At 73.3% G+C, this 16,083-nt stretch carries 14 protein-coding genes; 6 read left to right on the top strand and 8 right to left on the bottom strand.

Features of this window, described 5'->3' with window-relative positions; genetic code table 11:
* The first annotated feature begins 182 nt into the window (after positions 1-182).
* From ACFVX6_RS12020 to ACFVX6_RS12040, 5 genes are all read left to right on the top strand, one after another.
* Positions 183-533 carry a hypothetical protein gene (locus ACFVX6_RS12020; RefSeq protein WP_243332017.1) on the top strand — a complete coding sequence of 117 codons (351 nt, stop codon included), beginning with the start codon at positions 183-185 and terminating at the stop codon, positions 531-533.
* A 174-nt stretch (positions 534-707) separates the two neighbouring features.
* On the top strand, positions 708-1,097 hold the full coding sequence (locus ACFVX6_RS12025; protein WP_389690367.1) for a hypothetical protein: 390 nt from the start codon (positions 708-710) through the stop codon (positions 1,095-1,097).
* 151 nt (positions 1,098-1,248) lie between these two features.
* A complete protein-coding gene (locus ACFVX6_RS12030; protein WP_389690369.1) occupies positions 1,249-2,484 on the top strand; it encodes a hypothetical protein in 1,236 nt (411 codons plus the stop codon).
* Entirely contained in the window at positions 2,481-4,073 is a 1,593-nt protein-coding gene (locus ACFVX6_RS12035) for a substrate-binding domain-containing protein (RefSeq protein ID WP_389690371.1), read from the top strand. Before ACFVX6_RS12030 ends, ACFVX6_RS12035 begins: the two co-directional genes overlap by 4 nt.
* Complete coding sequence (locus ACFVX6_RS12040; RefSeq protein WP_389690373.1) at positions 4,057-4,860, top strand: hypothetical protein; 804 nt, start codon at positions 4,057-4,059, stop codon at positions 4,858-4,860. The genes ACFVX6_RS12035 and ACFVX6_RS12040 overlap by 17 nt, the downstream gene beginning before the upstream one ends.
* 77 nt (positions 4,861-4,937) lie before the next feature.
* On the opposite strand, the gene ACFVX6_RS12045 is transcribed toward ACFVX6_RS12040, so the two are convergent.
* From ACFVX6_RS12045 to ACFVX6_RS12075, 7 genes are all read right to left on the bottom strand, one after another.
* Positions 4,938-5,123, bottom strand: coding sequence for a DUF6381 family protein (locus ACFVX6_RS12045; RefSeq protein ID WP_284717145.1), 186 nt, complete (start codon positions 5,121-5,123; stop codon positions 4,938-4,940).
* Between the two features lie 99 nt (positions 5,124-5,222).
* Positions 5,223-5,795 (bottom strand): HPP family protein, encoded by a 573-nt coding sequence (locus ACFVX6_RS12050; protein ID WP_389690375.1) that lies wholly within the window; start codon positions 5,793-5,795, stop codon positions 5,223-5,225.
* A 267-nt stretch (positions 5,796-6,062) separates the two neighbouring features.
* Entirely contained in the window at positions 6,063-6,863 is an 801-nt protein-coding gene (locus tag ACFVX6_RS12055; RefSeq protein WP_389690377.1) for an NPP1 family protein, read from the bottom strand.
* A 116-nt stretch (positions 6,864-6,979) separates the two neighbouring features.
* Positions 6,980-8,194, bottom strand: a complete 1,215-nt coding sequence (locus tag ACFVX6_RS12060) for a serine hydrolase domain-containing protein (RefSeq protein WP_389690471.1) — start codon at positions 8,192-8,194, stop codon at positions 6,980-6,982.
* A 150-nt stretch (positions 8,195-8,344) separates the two neighbouring features.
* Positions 8,345-9,193 (bottom strand): C40 family peptidase, encoded by an 849-nt coding sequence (locus ACFVX6_RS12065; RefSeq protein WP_389690379.1) that lies wholly within the window; start codon positions 9,191-9,193, stop codon positions 8,345-8,347.
* A gap of 228 nt (positions 9,194-9,421) precedes the next feature.
* Complete coding sequence (locus ACFVX6_RS12070) at positions 9,422-13,402, bottom strand: helix-turn-helix domain-containing protein (RefSeq protein WP_389690381.1); 3,981 nt, start codon at positions 13,400-13,402, stop codon at positions 9,422-9,424.
* Positions 13,403-13,576: 174 nt separating this feature from the next.
* The gene (locus ACFVX6_RS12075; RefSeq protein ID WP_389690383.1) at positions 13,577-13,948 is read right to left on the bottom strand and encodes a hypothetical protein; all 372 of its coding nucleotides are present in this window, start codon (positions 13,946-13,948) and stop codon (positions 13,577-13,579) included.
* A gap of 271 nt (positions 13,949-14,219) precedes the next feature.
* Here ACFVX6_RS12075 and ACFVX6_RS12080 point away from each other — a divergent pair, with 271 nt between their 5' ends.
* Complete coding sequence (locus tag ACFVX6_RS12080) at positions 14,220-15,359, top strand: AI-2E family transporter (RefSeq protein WP_389690384.1); 1,140 nt, start codon at positions 14,220-14,222, stop codon at positions 15,357-15,359.
* A 53-nt stretch (positions 15,360-15,412) separates the two neighbouring features.
* Here ACFVX6_RS12080 and ACFVX6_RS12085 read toward each other — a convergent pair whose 3' ends face one another.
* On the bottom strand, positions 15,413-16,015 hold the full coding sequence (locus tag ACFVX6_RS12085) for a helix-turn-helix domain-containing protein (protein ID WP_389690386.1): 603 nt from the start codon (positions 16,013-16,015) through the stop codon (positions 15,413-15,415).
* Positions 16,016-16,083: the final 68 nt, after the last annotated feature.

The raw sequence follows: 16,083 nt of genomic DNA on the forward strand, positions 1-16,083 counted from the left end.
GGCGCCAAGGTAGGGCCCGGTCCACCCCCCCCCCCCCCCCCCCGCGCGGGGCGCGGTGTCTCCCCCCCCAGGCCCTAGTGCCCGCACCCCGGAGCGGGGCGGGTGCCCGGCTGCGGGATAATGATCGCCGGTGCGGGCCCGGTTCGCGCCGGACAGTGCAGCGACCCGATATGGAGCCCCCGATGGACGTACGCCACTTCGAGCGGATCACCGCCTTCATCGAGGCGCGGCTCACCCCGCTCTTCGCCGAGGAGACGGGCAGCGAGAACGGCTTCGGGATGGACGACACCTCCCGCGCCCTGCGCGCCCTGCGCAATGCGGCGCTGGAGGCCTCGGTGGCCAAGGGCCTCATCGAGCAGCGGGAGACGGCCGAGCCGGCGGTCCGCCGGGTCATCGACCAGGCGGTGGAGCACCACTGGGACGTGCTGCGCGGCATCGCCCGCCAGTGGGAGGACCACGCCGACTTCGTCCGCGAGTTCAAGCGCCACGCGTGGGAGCTCGACGAGGCCCCCGCGGCGGCCGTGGCCCCGTAGTTCCGTAGTCCCGCGTGGCCCGGGAGCCTCGCGGGCCACGGGCCACGGGCCCCGTAGGCCCGGCCCCTGGGCAGTGTCTGATGGCTCGTGCCCGGGGTGTGGTGGATCTGCTGTCGTCGGCCGACCACCGGCGGTGGCGCTCGCGACCGCCCCGAAAAAGGGGGCGGCACACGTGTGGACACAGAGGGCCGCGAGGCACTGGCACGCTCCCGGGGCGTACTGACCGGCAAGGTCCACCTCCTGGCGGACGACCGCTGCGGCCCTCTGGTCTGGCCGACCTCTCCCGGCCGGCGCGGGGACAGCCCGATGTTCATCCCGCTCATGCAGGCCGTGAACGTGGCCCGCACCGGCCTCATGCAGGCCGTGAACGTGGCCCGCACCGGCACCGGGCGTCCCCGCACCCGGCCGGTCCGGGCCCGTGGCGACAAGGCGTACTCCAGCCGCGCCGACTGCGTCTACCTGCGCAAACGCGGGATCAAGGCAATGATCGCCCAGCCGGAAGACCGGCGAGCCAACCGCCGCAGGCGCGGCCGGGACGACGGCCGCCAAAGTTCCGTCGGGTGATGCGGGCAGGGCGGGTTGCCAACTCGACGTGTGTGTAAGCGAATTGTTGGCGAACCCGGCTTCGGGCGGCGGATCTCGCGGGTACGCTCCCCGGGCGGTACGGGGAGAGGGCGCCAAGGGGGAGTGTCGGGTGGACGGGGAAACAAGGGTCGTGGAAGAGCCGCGCCTGGTCGTCGGGCGTCCGGTGTCCTCCCGGTGGCCCAGACGCGGGCTGCTGACGGTCCTGCTGCCCGCGCTGGCGGTCGTGCTGGTAGGCGGAGCGGTGCTGGCCCGGTCGGGGAACGCGGCCCTGCCGGCCGAGCGCATCGTCACCCTGGAGGGCAGGATGGCCTCCAAGCGGGATTTCTTCGAGGACCCCGAAGTCCAGCGGATTTTGCTGAGACATCACATACGGCTGCACATCACGAGCGCCGGATCGCGGGAAGTCGCGGTCCGCGACCTGTCCGCGTACGACTTCGTCTTCCCCTCCGGTCAGCCCGCGGGCGACTTGATCACGAACCGGCGCGCGGCGGAGAACAAGTATGCCAAGGTGCACCGGCCCTTCGTCAGCCCCATCGTGCTCGCCACGTACCGCGAGTACGCGGAGACCCTGCGCGACGCGGGGATCGCCACCCCGCAACCGGGCGCCTCCGCCGCGGCCGACCCGGACCAGCCGCTCTACTACGAGCTCGACATGTCCAAGTTCCTCGCCGGAATCGACAATGGGCGGCGCTGGAACGAGCTGGGCATCCAGGCGCACGGGATATCCAACGCCAACCGGATCGTCGTCCAGTCCCCGGACGTCTGCCAATCCAACTCGGCAGGAACCTACCTGGCGTTGGTCTCCTACACCTGGCGCGGAAACGGCAGCGAGGTCCCCGCGACCGACCAGGAGGCCGACGACCGCGCCCGGTCCATCAAGCACCTGATGGAGCAGGGATTGCCGGCCGACGACGTGTTCCGTACGTACATCTCCCCGGAAGGCAAGGGGATCGCCCCGCTCGTCGTGGCGTACGAGCACCAGTACCTCACCTATCAGGCCCAGGTGCAGGCCGAGTCGAAGCGGCTGGACACGCAGCGGGTGCTGCTCTACCCCTCCACCCAGTTCGTCACCCAGCCGGAGTTCATCGCGCTGAACCGGGAGGGTGACCGGCTCGGCGAACTCCTCACCCACGACTCGGGGTTGCGCCGCCGCGCGATGGAGCTGGGCTTCAGGATCCTCGACCCGGCGGGCAAGGTGGCGGGCGACCAGCTCACGCACTTCCTGGAGGAGCGCCGCATCCCCGTGCCCTCGGTGGGCGGCAACGACACCCGGTCCCCCCTGCCCCGCATCCGGTACCTGGAGCGGATGATCTCCCTGATCGGCGAATGTCCGGACATCGACGTGCCGGGCGGGTACCCCGAGTGAGGGGCCGCCGCCGGACGGCCGGGCTGCTCGCGCCGTGCCTGGCCTTCCTCTGGCTCTTCGTCGCGACGGCCTGCTCCACGGGCGGGGACGAGCCGGTCACCTTACGGGTGCTGGCCAGCTCGGAACTCGAAGACATGCGGCCCCTGTTGGACGAGCTCCGCCGTGACACGAGGATCACGCTGGAGATGGACTACCGGGGTACGGACGACGCGGCCCGGGCGCTCGGCGCCGGCCACTACGAGCACGACCTCGCCTGGCTCTCCTCCGACCGCCCCCTCCAGCTGAAGCTGAAGGCCGCCGGCGTCCGTACCGAGAGCCCGCTCAGCACCAGCATCATGCGGTCCCCGGTGGTGATCGGACTCAAGCCGGCCGCCGCGGACCGGCTGCGCGGGCGTACTCCCGACGGCCGGATCTCCTGGGCCGACGTGGCCGACGCCGCCGCCGACGGCTCCCTGGCCTTCGGCATGGCCGACCCCCGGCACACCGACAGCGGCCTGGCCGCGCTGGTCGGTGTCGCGACCGCCGCCGCGGGAACCGGCGCCGCCCTGCGGCCCGAGGACGTCTCCTGCGAGCGGCTGAACGGATTCTTCACCGGGCACCTGCTCGCGGAGGACTCCTCGGCCGCCCTGGCCGACGGATTCGTGAAACGGCAAGGCGAGTTGGACGCGCTGGTCACCTACGAGTCCGAGCTTTTGGCACTCAACACCGGCGGGCGGCTGCGCGAGCCGCTGGAGATCGTCCACCCGAAGGACGGCATGGTGCTCGCCGACTACCCCCTTCTGCTGCTCGATCCGGCGAAGCGGGCCGCGTACGACCGGCTCGTGGACTGGCTGAAGAGCGGACGGGTGCAGAAGAAGATCATGGAACGGACCCTGCGCCGGCCCGTCGACCCGGCCATGACCCGGATCGCGTCCCTGCGCCCGCCCATCGGCAACGCCCTCTACTTCCCCGACCGGCAGGAGGTGCTCGACCGGTTGCTGTCCGACTACGGCAACGCCAAGAACGCAGCCCCTGCCCGGGTGTTCTTCGTCCTGGACTTCTCCACGTCGATGAAGGGTGAGCGCATCGCCGGACTACGCGCCACTTTCGCCGGGCTCGGCGGCGAGGACGGCTCCCGTTCGGGCAAGTTCCTCCGGTTCCACCGGGGCGAGTCGTTCACGCTGATCCGCTTCGCCGGCCGGGTGCTCGACGAGCGGACGATCACTTACCGCACACAGGCGGATCTGGACCTGCTGCGCGCGGCGGTGGCCTCCGACGACTTCGGCGAGGCCACGGCAGTCTGGTCCGCCCTCGACCGCGCCTACGGGCAAGTGGCCGAGCTCGTACGGGCGCTCCCCGGGCAAGGGGCCTCGGTCGTCCTCATGACGGACGGCGAGAACAACGCCGGGATCGGGCTCGACGCCTTCCTCGAGCGGTACCGCGCACTGCCCCCCGCGGCGCAGGCCGTCCACACGTACACCGTTCGCTACGGTGACGCCGACCCGCAGGAACTCGACCGGGCGGCGCGAGCCACCGGCGGACGCATGGTCGACGCCACCGCCCAGTCACTACTGAGCGCCTTCAAGGAGACCCGTGGCTGTACTGAGTGAGGAGTGGTGGGCGGTCTGGTGGCCTTGGATGCTCCTGTGGCTGCTGACGGCGGGCGGCGCGCTGACCCTCGTGGTGCTCGCCGTGTACTGGTTCACCCGCGGCGGCCGCTCCGCCGGGCAGAACCTCACGTACAGCATCTGCTTCTACCTGCACGACAAGTCGGTCATGGACCACTACCAGATGCGCGGGTACGCGGCGGCGCTGCGCCGAGAGGTCGAGCAGCGGACCAGCGACAGCAAGGACGGGACGATCCGGACGAAAGTCTTCGGGGTCGGAGCGGACGCGGGCCGGCGGGAGAACCGCGAGATCGTCAGCAAGTACCTACAGGTCGCCGAGCCCATATCGGTGATCGGCCTGGTCATGGACGTGCTGGAGGAGAAGGACGTGATCGTCCACGTCGATCTCGTCAACCAGACGGTCCTGCGCAACAAGGCCCTGACCAAGGCGCTCGCCGCGGCTCCCGGGACCAGGGCTCCCGAGGCCCGGACCGCGCGTCCCGGACCGGCGCACCGGGACGTACGACTGCGTGACATCGAGGACTTCGTCCTCATCCGGGGCCGGTTCCGCAAGATCGGCGACACCCCGGAGGGCACGGTCTTCCTCGCCCCCTACGGGGACCCCGAGGACCCCGCACGCGGACCTCGGGTCCGCGTCACCTGTGCCGCGGAGGGCCTGCGCAACGAGGTGCCGAAGGGCACCTTCTCCGCGCGGTGCCTGGGCAAGGTCCAGGACTGGAATGCCGAGGAGGGGGTTCTCGAAGTCCAGGCCATGGCGATCTTCCGCTGACCGGGGCCGTCACGTCGTCGTGGCGTACCCGTACGCCTCGGTGATCGGCCCCGTGGCCGGGGCCCGGCCCGCCGGGTCTACCGCAGGTCCATGCCCGGGTCGTCGATGACGCGCTCCTGCTCGCTCTGCTCGCGCAGGCGGCGCGCCTTGTCCCGCAACCGCCGGCTCTCGTCGGGGTCGGTCGAGCGGGTGGCGGCCTCGTCGAGTTCCTGCGCCTTGTCGCGAAGCTGCCGGGACCGGCCGTGGGATTCGCCTGCACTCATGATCACTCCTGGGCGCTGTGGGGGGACGCCGGGCGGCTTTCAGCGAACCAGCAGTACACCGGGAGCGCATCTCGAACCACCGGAGGTGGTGACCTACGGTCACCACCAGTACGCGGGGTACCTCGGTGCCTTGCGGCGCACGCGGGAGGCCGCGTACCCGGTCAGGACGATCAGGACGGTCGATCCGAACAGCAGCGGAACGAACCGGGCCGCCACCGGGGCCTGGAGCACGACCACCACGGCGGTGGCGCAGGCGGGTGAATGGGGGGTGCGCGCGGCCATGACCAGCGCCAGCGTGACACCTGCGGCCACGGCGGCCCCCCAGGCGCTGCTTCCGGCCACGGCCAGCACGCCGTAGCCGACGGCCGCCCCGACCAGGTGGCCGATGACCACCCCGCGGGGCTGCGCGAGCGGCAGCGTGGGCGCGCTGTGCACGAGGGCGGCGCTGGCGGCCAGCGGGGGTATGAGGATCGGCTCGTGGATCATGGCTCCGATCGCCACGAGCCACAGCAGGACCGCCGTGGCGGCGCTGATGCTGTGGATCGCGGCGGCGGCCGTGGGCCGGGCCGGGGCCCGGCCGCCGATCGCCCGGCGGCGGGACGGCTCGGGGTCGGCGACCCCGGATGAACCGGAGGCGTCGGGGGACGGAGCGGGGTGGAGCGCGGTACTCATGGCGGCAGGTTTCCGGGCAGGGCGGCCGTCGGCCGGGCAGGGGCGGTACGGGGGCGGGCGGGGCGGCCTCACGGTGGCGCGGTGCGCGTGACATGCCCGCGCGGGGCGGCTCGGCCGCACGGTGCGGGCATGCCGTGATCGACGGCCGACCGACCTCGCGCCTCCCCGGGTGGTGGGGCGGCGCATTCCCGACATGACCCTATCCGGAGCCCCTCCGGCACCCGCCCCCGGGTCCGCCCGGCGGTGCGCGCCCGGGTCAGGCGGCCGTCACGCGTTGGGGTCGAAGGCGATCCCGGCCGGTTTGGCCTTGGCCAGGTGGCCGTTGAACTGGCCGTCCTTGATTCCGAGCAGGGCGCTGCCGAAATCGGCCTGGCTCAGCTTGTCGCGCAGCCCGGCGGGGTAGCCGTTCCAGCCGACCAGCGTGGGGTACTGCCAGGTCCCCTTGTGGTTCTCCGGCGGTTCGTCGTTGGAGTTCGCGGCACGGAAGCAGTGCGTGCTCCAGCCGTCCTTGTGATAGACGATCTTCGGGTGGGTGCCGTCGAAACGGATCTCCGAGGCGGCGTGCACCTTGAAGTTTCCGTGCTCCGAAGTGGAGACGTAGCCGACCTGGTCGTTCTGGATCCACACCACGACGTGCTCCCAGTCGTGCCGGTGCCCGGCGCTGCCGGGGCCGAGGGAGACCTGGTCCTTCTCGAAGTAGAGGGCGTACATCACCGCGCACCATCCGTTGTTGCACTTCGCGCGGGAGTAGCCGTTGGTGTTGTTCAGGTCGGAGAGGTCGCGGCATTGGCCGTTGACGTCGCCGCCCATCTTCAGGCCCCCGTTGATGGTGCCGTCCGGACCGATGGCGGGGCTGGAGTAGCAGCCGTCGCGGTCGTAGTCGTAGGCGGGCTGGAAGGTCTGTTCCAGCCCGTCCGCGTTGGCGGGCAGGGCCGGGGGCGGAGCCGCGTACGCGACCCCGGGGACCGCGAGGACCAGCGTCGCGGCCCCCGCCGTGGCGGCGAGCAACCTGCGGGCCCGCCGGCCCGACCCCCTGCGGGAACGCTTCACGGGCGGTGCGTCGGCCATCGTGTCCTCCTCATCGGTCACACGGGCAACGCCCGTGCGGGAATGCGGAGTTCAGCTTTCCCGGCTCCCGCTCCCACGCCAAGGGGTGGGAGCGGGCCCGTGTCCGGGAATCGCCGTCAGCGGTTCTCGGGGAGGTCCGCCTCCGCCGCGGCCGGGGCGAACGCGAAACCGCGCGCGGTGGCCGGAGCGGCGGCCGGTGCCTTACCGCAGAAGGCGGCCTCCAGCGTGCCGCCGAGGGCGGTGTTGGCCTGGCCCCGGTTGGAGGTGTTCGCCATGGCGGAGAGGGAGCGCTTGCCGTCCCGGGTGGTGAACGCGTAGGTGTAGAAGCCCTGCACGGTGCCCGTGTGCCCGTAGACCTGCGCACCGCACGAGAGGTCGTACCGGCGCAGACCGAGCCCGTAGAACCGGGTGTTCGTGGCGTCGGTCGGGGTCACGGTGAGCATGGCGTCCAGCGTGCCGGGGCGCAGCAGCTTGCCGCCGAGCAGGGAGGACATGAAGGTGCTGAGGTCGGCCGCGTTGGAGATCATCGCGCCCGCGGACTGCGCCCAGGAGACGGTCTGTTCGGTGGAGTCGACCAGCGGCGCGCCGGCCTCGTCCGGGTGCAGGTAGCCGTTGGCGTGCAGCCCCTTGATGGCCGTGCCGGGGTGCACGTAGGAGGTGTTCTTCAGCTTGAGCGGCTTGATGATCCGACGCTCGTACTCCTTGGCCACCGGCTTTCCGGTGGCCTTCTCGATCAGCATCCCCACCACGACGAAGTTGGTGTTCGAGTACTTGTACGCCACCCCGGGCTCGGTGGTCCTCGGCTCGGCGAGCGAGAGGTCGACGAGCTCCTTGTACGTGAACACCTTGTTCCGGACCGCCTCGAAGCCGGGCACGGTGTGCTCGAACATCACGTTCGTGTAGTCCGCCAGACCGCTCCGATGGGTGAGCAGGTGGCGCACCGTGATCCGGTCGTCGGGCAGCAGGCCCGGAAGGTACGCGTTGACCGGCCGGTCCAGCTCGATCCGCCCCTCGTCCACCAGCTGGAGGAGGACGACCGAGGAGAACGTCTTGGTGACGCTGCCGATGCGGAAGCGGGCCCGCGCGTCCATCGCCGCACCCGTACTCCGGTCCCGTACGCCCTCCACCCGGGTCCGGACCCCGTCCGGACCGGTGAAGCGGGCCATCGCCCCGGGGGCCCCGGCCGCCGTCGTATTGCGCAACGCCTGCGTCAGCGCCTCCAGATCGGGCGCGACCGTCGGCTGGACGGGAGCCTGGGCGGCGGAGCCGGGGGCGGTCGCCGCGTGGGCGGCGGTGGCGGGCAGCGTACCGCCGGCCACGACGGCGAGCAGGGCGGCGCCGACGGCCAGCCGCCGTGAGCGGGAGAAGGGCGACGGGGTTGACGGGGACGACGGGGACGTGGACGTGCGCACGTTGCTCCTCGGATGGGCCGGGTCGGCCGGCTTGGGGGGTTTGCGGATCGTTTCCGACCTTACGGATGATCAACGACAGGTGGGCACGTTTTCCAGCCAAGCCGCCCCGCGGACGTAAATGTTCGTCATCCACGCCTGATAGTCCGGAAGATACGACCAGGCGTCATTGGTGTAGCCGTCGGAGGTCACCGACTCCGCGTGCCTCTGGCACGCGACGCGGATGGTCGTCGGCCCGGGGAAGGCGTAGACGCGCGCTGCCGCCGTGGAGGGCAGCTCCTTGGTCCACACGCCGGAACCCCAGGTCTGGAACACGTGCCCGGTGACCGGGCCGGTGTCCACCCGGACGGCCCCGTAATAGCCGTTCGACAGCCGCGCGTCGCTGACCTCGCTGACCATCAGCTTGGTACCCGACTGCCGGGCCTCCGCCATCTTGCCCGCCCCGAGGTAGAGGGCGATGTGGTGCAGGTCGCGGGAGGTTCCCCACACCAGCAGGTCGCCGGGGAGCAACGGCGCGAGCCCCTGGGCGGCGGTGAAGCGCGTGGCCGCGCGGTGCGTGTAGTACTGCGCACTGGCCACCCCGTCGAGCAGGTCCGAGCCGGCTGCCTGGGCGTAGGCGTAGCGGACGAACCCCGAGCAGTCGAAGCCGAGCCGTTCGGGATCGTGCTCGCTCGCCGGATCGGTGGGGTCCACCTGCCCGTACGTGGCACCGGGCCCCGGGCCGTGACCACCGCCCCAGGTGTACCAAACCCCCTTTCCCACCTGTTCGCAGGCGGCGGCGACGGCGCGCTCGGCCGCCGCCGAGGCCCCGGGGGCCAGCACCCGGCAGCCGTCGTCGGCGGCCGCCGGGCCGGCGGGGGTGCAGAGGAGTACGGCCAGGAGCGCGAGGAGCGTTCCGATGAGACCTGTTCGGCGCAGCACGGTGGGAGACCTCGTTTCACGCGGCGGAGCGGGGATGAAGCACGGCCGTCCGAACGGCACTTGGCCGCCGGCGCCGGATCCGTGGACCAGCCTGTCGGCCCCCGCCCCGCCCCGTCGAGGTCCGGACGCCGCACCACCCGAACGGGCAACGGGAAACCCCGGAGGAAACCCCGGACGGCTCAGGGGGTGTCTTGCGTCGCGCGGCAGACGGGAGTTCGACGACATTCCCTAGCAGCCGCGCGCCTCCCGCACGGGCAGGCCGGGCACCAGCGCCTGCCGCTCCCGCGGTCCGAGGCGGCCCACCGTCCGGCAGATCTCCGCCAGCCGGGCGACGGGGTCCGGGTTCCACAGCCGTACGGTGCCGTCGTTGCTGCTGCTCGCCAGGGTCCGCCCGTCGGGGGAGAAGACGACCCCCCACACCGCGTTGGTGTGGCCCGAAAGCGCGGCCCGGAGCCGGTGGCCGGGCACGCTCCACAGCCGCACCGTACGGTCGTTGCCGCTGCTCGCCAGCGTCCGCCCGTCGGGGGAGAAGGCGATGCCCCGCGCCGAGCCGGTGTGGCCCGTCAGTACCGCGGTGACGCGCCGCTGGTCGGCGTCCCACAGCCGTACGGTGCCGTCGTTGCCGCTGCTCGCCAGGGTCCGCCCGTCCGGGCCGAACGCGACGGCCCGTACCGCTCCCGCGTGCCCGCTGAGCGCGGCGAGCGGGCGGCGCCCGGCCACGTCCCACAGCCGGACGGTCAGATCGTCCCCGGCGCTGGCCAGGGTCCCTCCGTCGGGGCTGAAGACGACGTCGTTGGCGAAGTCGGTGTGCCCGGTGAGGATGGCGAGCGGACTGCGCGTGCCGGTGTCCCAGAGGCGTACGGTGCCGTCGGCGCCGGCCGAGGCGAGGGTGCGCCCGTCGGGGGCGAAGGCCACCGAGAACACCGTCCCGGTGTGCCCGGTGAGGGTGGCGAGCGGAGCGCGCGTGCCGGTGTCCCAGAGGCGTACGGTACCGTCGGCGCCGGCCGAGGCGAGGGTGCGCCCGTCGGGGGCGAAGGCCACCGAGAACACCGTCTCGGCGTGCCCCGTGAAAGTGGCCAGAACCCGCCGTCCGGCCACGTCCCACACCAGCACCGTGTGATCGGCGTCCGCCGTGGCGAGGAGCTTCCCGTCCGGGCTGTACGCGGCGTGCCACACCTCGGTGAACGGGCGCGCCGTCAGCACCGGCCCCCGCAGGTCCCAGAGCACGACGGACTGGTCGAACGCGGCGGTGGCGAGCACCGATCCCGTCGGATCCACGGAGACGGCGAGCACGTAGTCGGTGTGCCCGGCCAGCGTCGCCGTGAGCCGGGCGCCCCGCACGTCCCACAGCCGGGTGGTGCCGTCGCCGCCCCCGCTGATGACGGTGGTGCCGTCCGGCGTGTAGGCCACGGAGTTGACGTCGTCGCTGTGCCCGGCCAGCGTCGCGGCCGCGCGCCGCCCGTCGACGTCCCACAGCCGCACCGTACGGTCGACCCCGCCGGTGGCGACCGTACGCCCGTCCGGTGCGAAGGCCGCGCCCAGCACCTCCCCGGTGTGCCCCTCCAGAACGGCGGCCGGCTCCGCCCGCCGCGTGTCCCACAGCCGTACGGTCCCGTCGGCGCCGGCCGATACGAGGCTCCGGCCGTCCGGCGCGTAGGCCAGGGTGTTGACCCGAGCGGTGTGCCCGGTCAGGACGGCCCGCTCGCGTTGCTCCCCCGCGGTGTCCCGCAACTGGATCGTCCCGTCAACGGCGGCGACGGCCAGGGTGCCCCCGTCGGGGGAGAAGGCCACCGCCCGGGCGCCCGCCGTGCTCGGGGGCAGCACCGCCACGGAGCCGCCGCCGGAACCGAGGGGCCAGAGCCGGACCGGGCCGTCGGTGGAACCGGCCGCCAGGGTCCGCCCGTCGGGGCTGAAGGCGACCGTGCGCACCCGGCCGGGTGCCGTGAAGGCGGCGACCGTGCTCCGGTCGGCCACCCGCCGCAGCAGCACCTTCCCGTCGGAGCCGGCGGTCGCCAGCAGCCGGCCGTCCGGTGCGAAGGCCACCGCGTTGACCGGGCCGCCGTGCCCGCCGAGCCGCGCCAGGAAGGGCTGGGACTGCGTGCTGAGCAGGGCGCCGCGCGCCTCGGGGGTCGCTTCGGCCCGGTAGGCCTCCTCGGCGAGCAGCATGGAGGCCTCGGGCTGCCCGGCCGCCAGGGACAGCGACCGGGCGGCCAGTGCCTGGGAACGGGCGGTCCGCTCCTGCCCGAGCGCCCCCGAGCGCTGCTGGTACGCGACCCCGCCGGCGGTCAGCGCCAGCAGGAGCAGGACGACGAGCGTGGCCAGCATCCGCTGGTGCAGGCGGACCCGGAGCCGGTCCTGGCGGCGGCGGGCCTCCTCCGCGGCCCGGCTCGCGTCGAGGAAGGCGGCCTCCCGGGGGCCCAGCCGGCTGCGGCCGTCCAGCTCGTCGGCCCAGCTGCGGGCGGTGGCGAGGCGGCTGCCGCGGTAGAGCACGGACGGGTCTCGGGCCTCGCGCACCCATTCGTCGGCGGCCTGGGCCAGTTGCTGGTGCACGAGCAGCCCGGCCCGGTCGGCGCGGATCCAGCCGCGCAGCCGGGGCCAGGCGTGCAGCAGGGCCTCGTGGGTGATCTCGACGGTGTCGCTGTCCGTGCTGATCAACCGGGCCCGGACGAAGGCGTCCAGGGCGGCCGCGGCCCGCACGGAGTCCGCCTGCCCCTCCAGCAGGGCGGTGCGGCTCATCCGGCGCCGGGTCGGCCCCGTACCGTCGGCGATGTGCACCAGCCGGACGAGGAGCCGTCGGACCATCCGCTGGTCGGCCGGGTACAGGCGGGCGAACACGTGCTCGGCGCTGCGCGCCACGGCGCCCTGGATGCCGCCGGCGTACTCGTACCCCGCGACGGTGAGCGTGGATCCCTCGCGCCGCTGCCAAGTGGCCATCAGCGCGTGCGACATCAGGGGCAGTGCGCTGGAAGGAGCTTCCCCCGGCCAGGCGTCCGGGCCGCCGCCGGGACGCGCCACGGGGTCCCCCGCACCGAGGTCCCCCACACCGGGGTCCCGTACGCCCGCGTCCCGCAGCAGCAGCGGGACCAGCCCCGGCTCCAGTACGAGCCCGGCGAGCTCCGCCGGGCGCGTGATCGATTCCCGCAGCTCCGCCACGGACATCGGGGGCAGGACGAACAGCCCGTCGCTGAACACGGCGGCCAGCTCCGGCAGGTCCAGGCACTCCCCGGAGAAGTCGGCCCGCACACCGAGCACGACGACGGCGGGGTCGTACCCGCCGCCGGGCGGCGCCGCCGGGGGAGGGGCGGCCAGGGCGAGGAGCACCCGTACGAAGGCGCGGCGCTCCTCCTCGCCGGAGCAGAGGGTGAACAGCTCCTCGAACTGGTCGACCAGCAACACCGGCCGCACGGTCGCCGTTCGGAGCCCGTCCGCCCCGTTGAGGGGGCCGGTCCCGCTCGTCAGGCGGTGGACGGATTCGAGCAGCCGTTCAGGGTGGTCGCTCACCTGCTCCGGGGTGACGCCGAGGTCGCCCCCCACCGCCTTGACGGTGGCCTCGAGCAGTTCCCGCAGCGGGTGAGCGGTGGGCGTGAACCGGACGACCGGCCAGCCGTCGGCCCCCTCCACCGGGAGGCCACCGCGCCGCAGGGCCGGTACCAGACCCGCGCTGAGCAGGGAGGACTTGCCCGCGCCCGATCGGGCGACGAGCAGCAACGGGCCGTGCCCGAGCCGGTCGTGGACCCGCTCGACGAGGGCGGCCGTGGCCCGCTCCCGGCCGAAGAACCACCGGGAGTCCTGCGGGGTGAACGCCGACAGGCCGCGGTAGGGGCACGCGCCGTCCGACTGCGGACCGCGCTGGTGGGGCGGACCGGGAGTGCCGGGAGCACCGGGAGCACCGGGAGGGCCGGGGGGACCGGGCCGGCCGGCCTGCTCGGCGCGGGATCCGGCGGTCGGGCGCCCGGACTCCTCGCTCTCCGGTACCAGACGCAGGAGTTCGCCCCCGGCTTCGAGGACCCGGTCGCAGCTGCGGGCGACATCGAGGGTGACCGGCTTCGCACCGGTCTCGATCTTGCTGAGATAGCCCTTGCTGTAGTGCGTCCGGCGGGCGAGGTCGCCGAGCGACAGGCCGCGCTCTACGCGCAACCTTCTCAACTGGGCGGGAAAGGCCGCCGCGGTCCCGCTCGCGCGGTCCGGATCCCCCAAGACGTCCCCCATGGCAATGTGCGCCCAGGCTGTGAGAGGCAGGTGCCCAGGCTATCGCGGGGGGCGGACGGCCGACCGGCCGTTCGTGCGGTGTCGCGTGAAACAGCGGCGTTCCGGAGCCCGGTCGGGGGCCGGGCTCCGGAACGTCTTTGCGCATGTCGAACGGGCTGACGGGCCCGTTCGCCGCTAGCGGTTGAGGGTGATCGAGTTGATCGGCCCGAGGTCGGCGTAGACCCCGGTGCCCTGGGCGATGGGGTTGCCGCAGTTGGCCCCGTTGGAGCCCTTGCACAGGCGTGCGGAGGCCCCGCCGTACTGGTTGTTGAGGACCCAGTGGTTGCCGTACTGGTTGGTGAGGTTGTGGGCCCCGTAGCTGTAGAAGACGTGGCTCGGGCTCACGGCGGGATTCTGGTTCTGCGGGTAGATGCAGACCGCCCCGTCCGGGCAGCCGGCCCATGTGTCGGCCGGCTGCGCGCCGGACGCTCCGGCGGCTCCGCTCAGTGCGACGACGGCGGCCGCGGCGGTGGCGAACGCGGCGGCGCCGCGGATCATCTTGCGCATGGTGTCCCCTCGGGTCTTGCTCCGTGCTGACACCAAGAGCCTGTCCCCGGCGGGCACCGGGGTCGACGGGTTTCCCGTCGCCCCTCGGCCGCCCGGTCCGGGAAACCCCCTGTGACCAGCGAACTCGCCGAAGGAGGGGCAACGCTCGTGCCTGCTCCTTCGGCCCAGCGCGGATGAGGCCTTCGGGCGAACGCGCTGCGCGGCGCCCGGGGCGGCCGCCGCCGGGGTGATAGCCCGAGGGGACCAACACACCCCGGAGGTGCGGCCGCACATGACCAGGCGACTCGTGACGCGGCCCGCCCGGCGGCTCCCACCCGGCGACCGCCCCGGCGGCTCCGGCCGGTCGGGCCGGACCGGCCAGGCCCCGACCCCGGCCCCGGTGTCCCCGGTCCTGAGGACGGCGGCCGCGTACGCCTGGCGGCTGCTGGTCGTCGGTGCGGCGGCGTACGCGGTCTTCGCCGTCCTGGGACGGTTCCACGAGATCGCCCTGGCCCTCTTCCTCGGCCTGGTCGCGGCGGCCATGCTGCGCCCGCCTGCCGGGCTGCTGGCCCGGGTGATGCCCCGCGGGCTCGCCGTGGCCTGCGCGCTGATCGGCAGCCTGATCCTGGTGCTCGGCGCCCTCGCGCTGGTCGGCGAGGCCGTCGCGGGGGAATGGCCGGCGCTGGTGCGCGAGTTCCGCGACGGGCTCGGCCGGATCCAGAGCTGGCTCCAGGGGCCGCCGTTCCGGCTCAACGCGCACGCCCTGAGCGATGTCCAGTCGAAGATCGGCGACTACCTCTCGAGCCACCGCTCCACCCTGCTGAGCCAGGCGGTGAGCGGGGCGGGACGGGTCGTGGCGGTGTTCACCGTGGCGGCCCTCGGGCTGTTCTGCTCGGTCTTCTTCACCTACTCGGGCGACCGGCAGTGGAACTGGTTCTGCGCACAACTGCCCGAAGGCGCAAGGGAGCGGGTGGGCGTGGCCGGACGGGCCGCGTGGCGGACCTTCACGGGTTACACCCACGGCATCGTGCTCGTGGCCGCGACCAACGCCGTCCTCGTGGGCATCGCGCTCTACCTCCTCGGCGTCCCGCTGGCGGTCCCGCTGGCCCTGCTGGAGTTCGTGGCCGCCTTCGTCCCGCTCATCGGGTCCCCGGTCGCCCTCGGGGTGGCCGCCGTCGTCGCCCTCGCCACCCAGGGGCCGCTCGTGGCGGCCATGGTGGTCGCGCTCATCGTGGTCATCGGCCAGATCGAAGGGCACCTGCTGCACCCCCTCGTGATGAGCTGGGCGGTGCGCCTGCACCCGATGGTGGTGGCCCTGTCCGTGGTCGCGGGAGCCATCGCCGCCGGGATCGTGGGGGCCGTGGTGGCGGTGCCCCTGGTCTCGGTGGCCTGGTCCGTCCACCAGTCCCTGCGCAAGGCCCGCACGGGCTGAGGCGGGACGCGCAGGGGCGCTGCGGGTCCCTGCGCGTCCCTGCGCGTCCCGCCTCAGCCGAGCGGGTCCACGACGGCCTCGACGTGGTCGGCGACGGCGACGAGCAGCACCCGCGTGCCCGGCTCCAGCGCCCGCCAGCGGTGCTCCACCCCGCCCGCGAGGTACAACGTGTCGCCGCGGTCCAGGCGGTGGGTCCGCCCGTCCACCTCCACTTCGGCGGCGCCGTCGGCGACGTACATCAACTCGTCGTTGCGGTGCCGGAACGCGCGCTCGGCGTCGTGGTTCCCGGTGAACTCCAGCGCGTGCATCTGGTGCCGGCCGCGTACGAGCGGACGGACCCGGGCCGTCGGATCAGGCCCGGAATCGTGCCCGGACTCGATCCCGGCATCGAGGCCGGGATCGGCATCGGCCCGCACGATGTCCAGGCGGCGCGGGGTCTCCCCGGCGGCCAGCAGCTGCACGGCCGTGGTGTCCAGGGCGTCGGCCACCCGCTGGAGCGACCGCATGCTGGGGCGGGCCCGGTCGTTCTCGATCTGACTGAGGAAGGGCGAGGACAGCCCGCTGCGCGCCGCCACCTCGGCGAGGGTGAGGTCCAGAGCCCTGCGCCGCCTGCGGATGCCCGCACCGATCCTCCGCTCGGACGTCTCGTCTTCCACCTGACCGCACACCCCGCTCCTCGTTTCCCCACCTCTGACGATCATCTTCCCGCACCCGGCCGCGGGCT

The sequence above is a fragment of the Streptomyces sp. NPDC058289 genome, from assembly GCF_042880975.1.
Lineage (GTDB): Bacteria > Actinomycetota > Actinomycetes > Streptomycetales > Streptomycetaceae > Streptomyces > Streptomyces stoeckheimensis.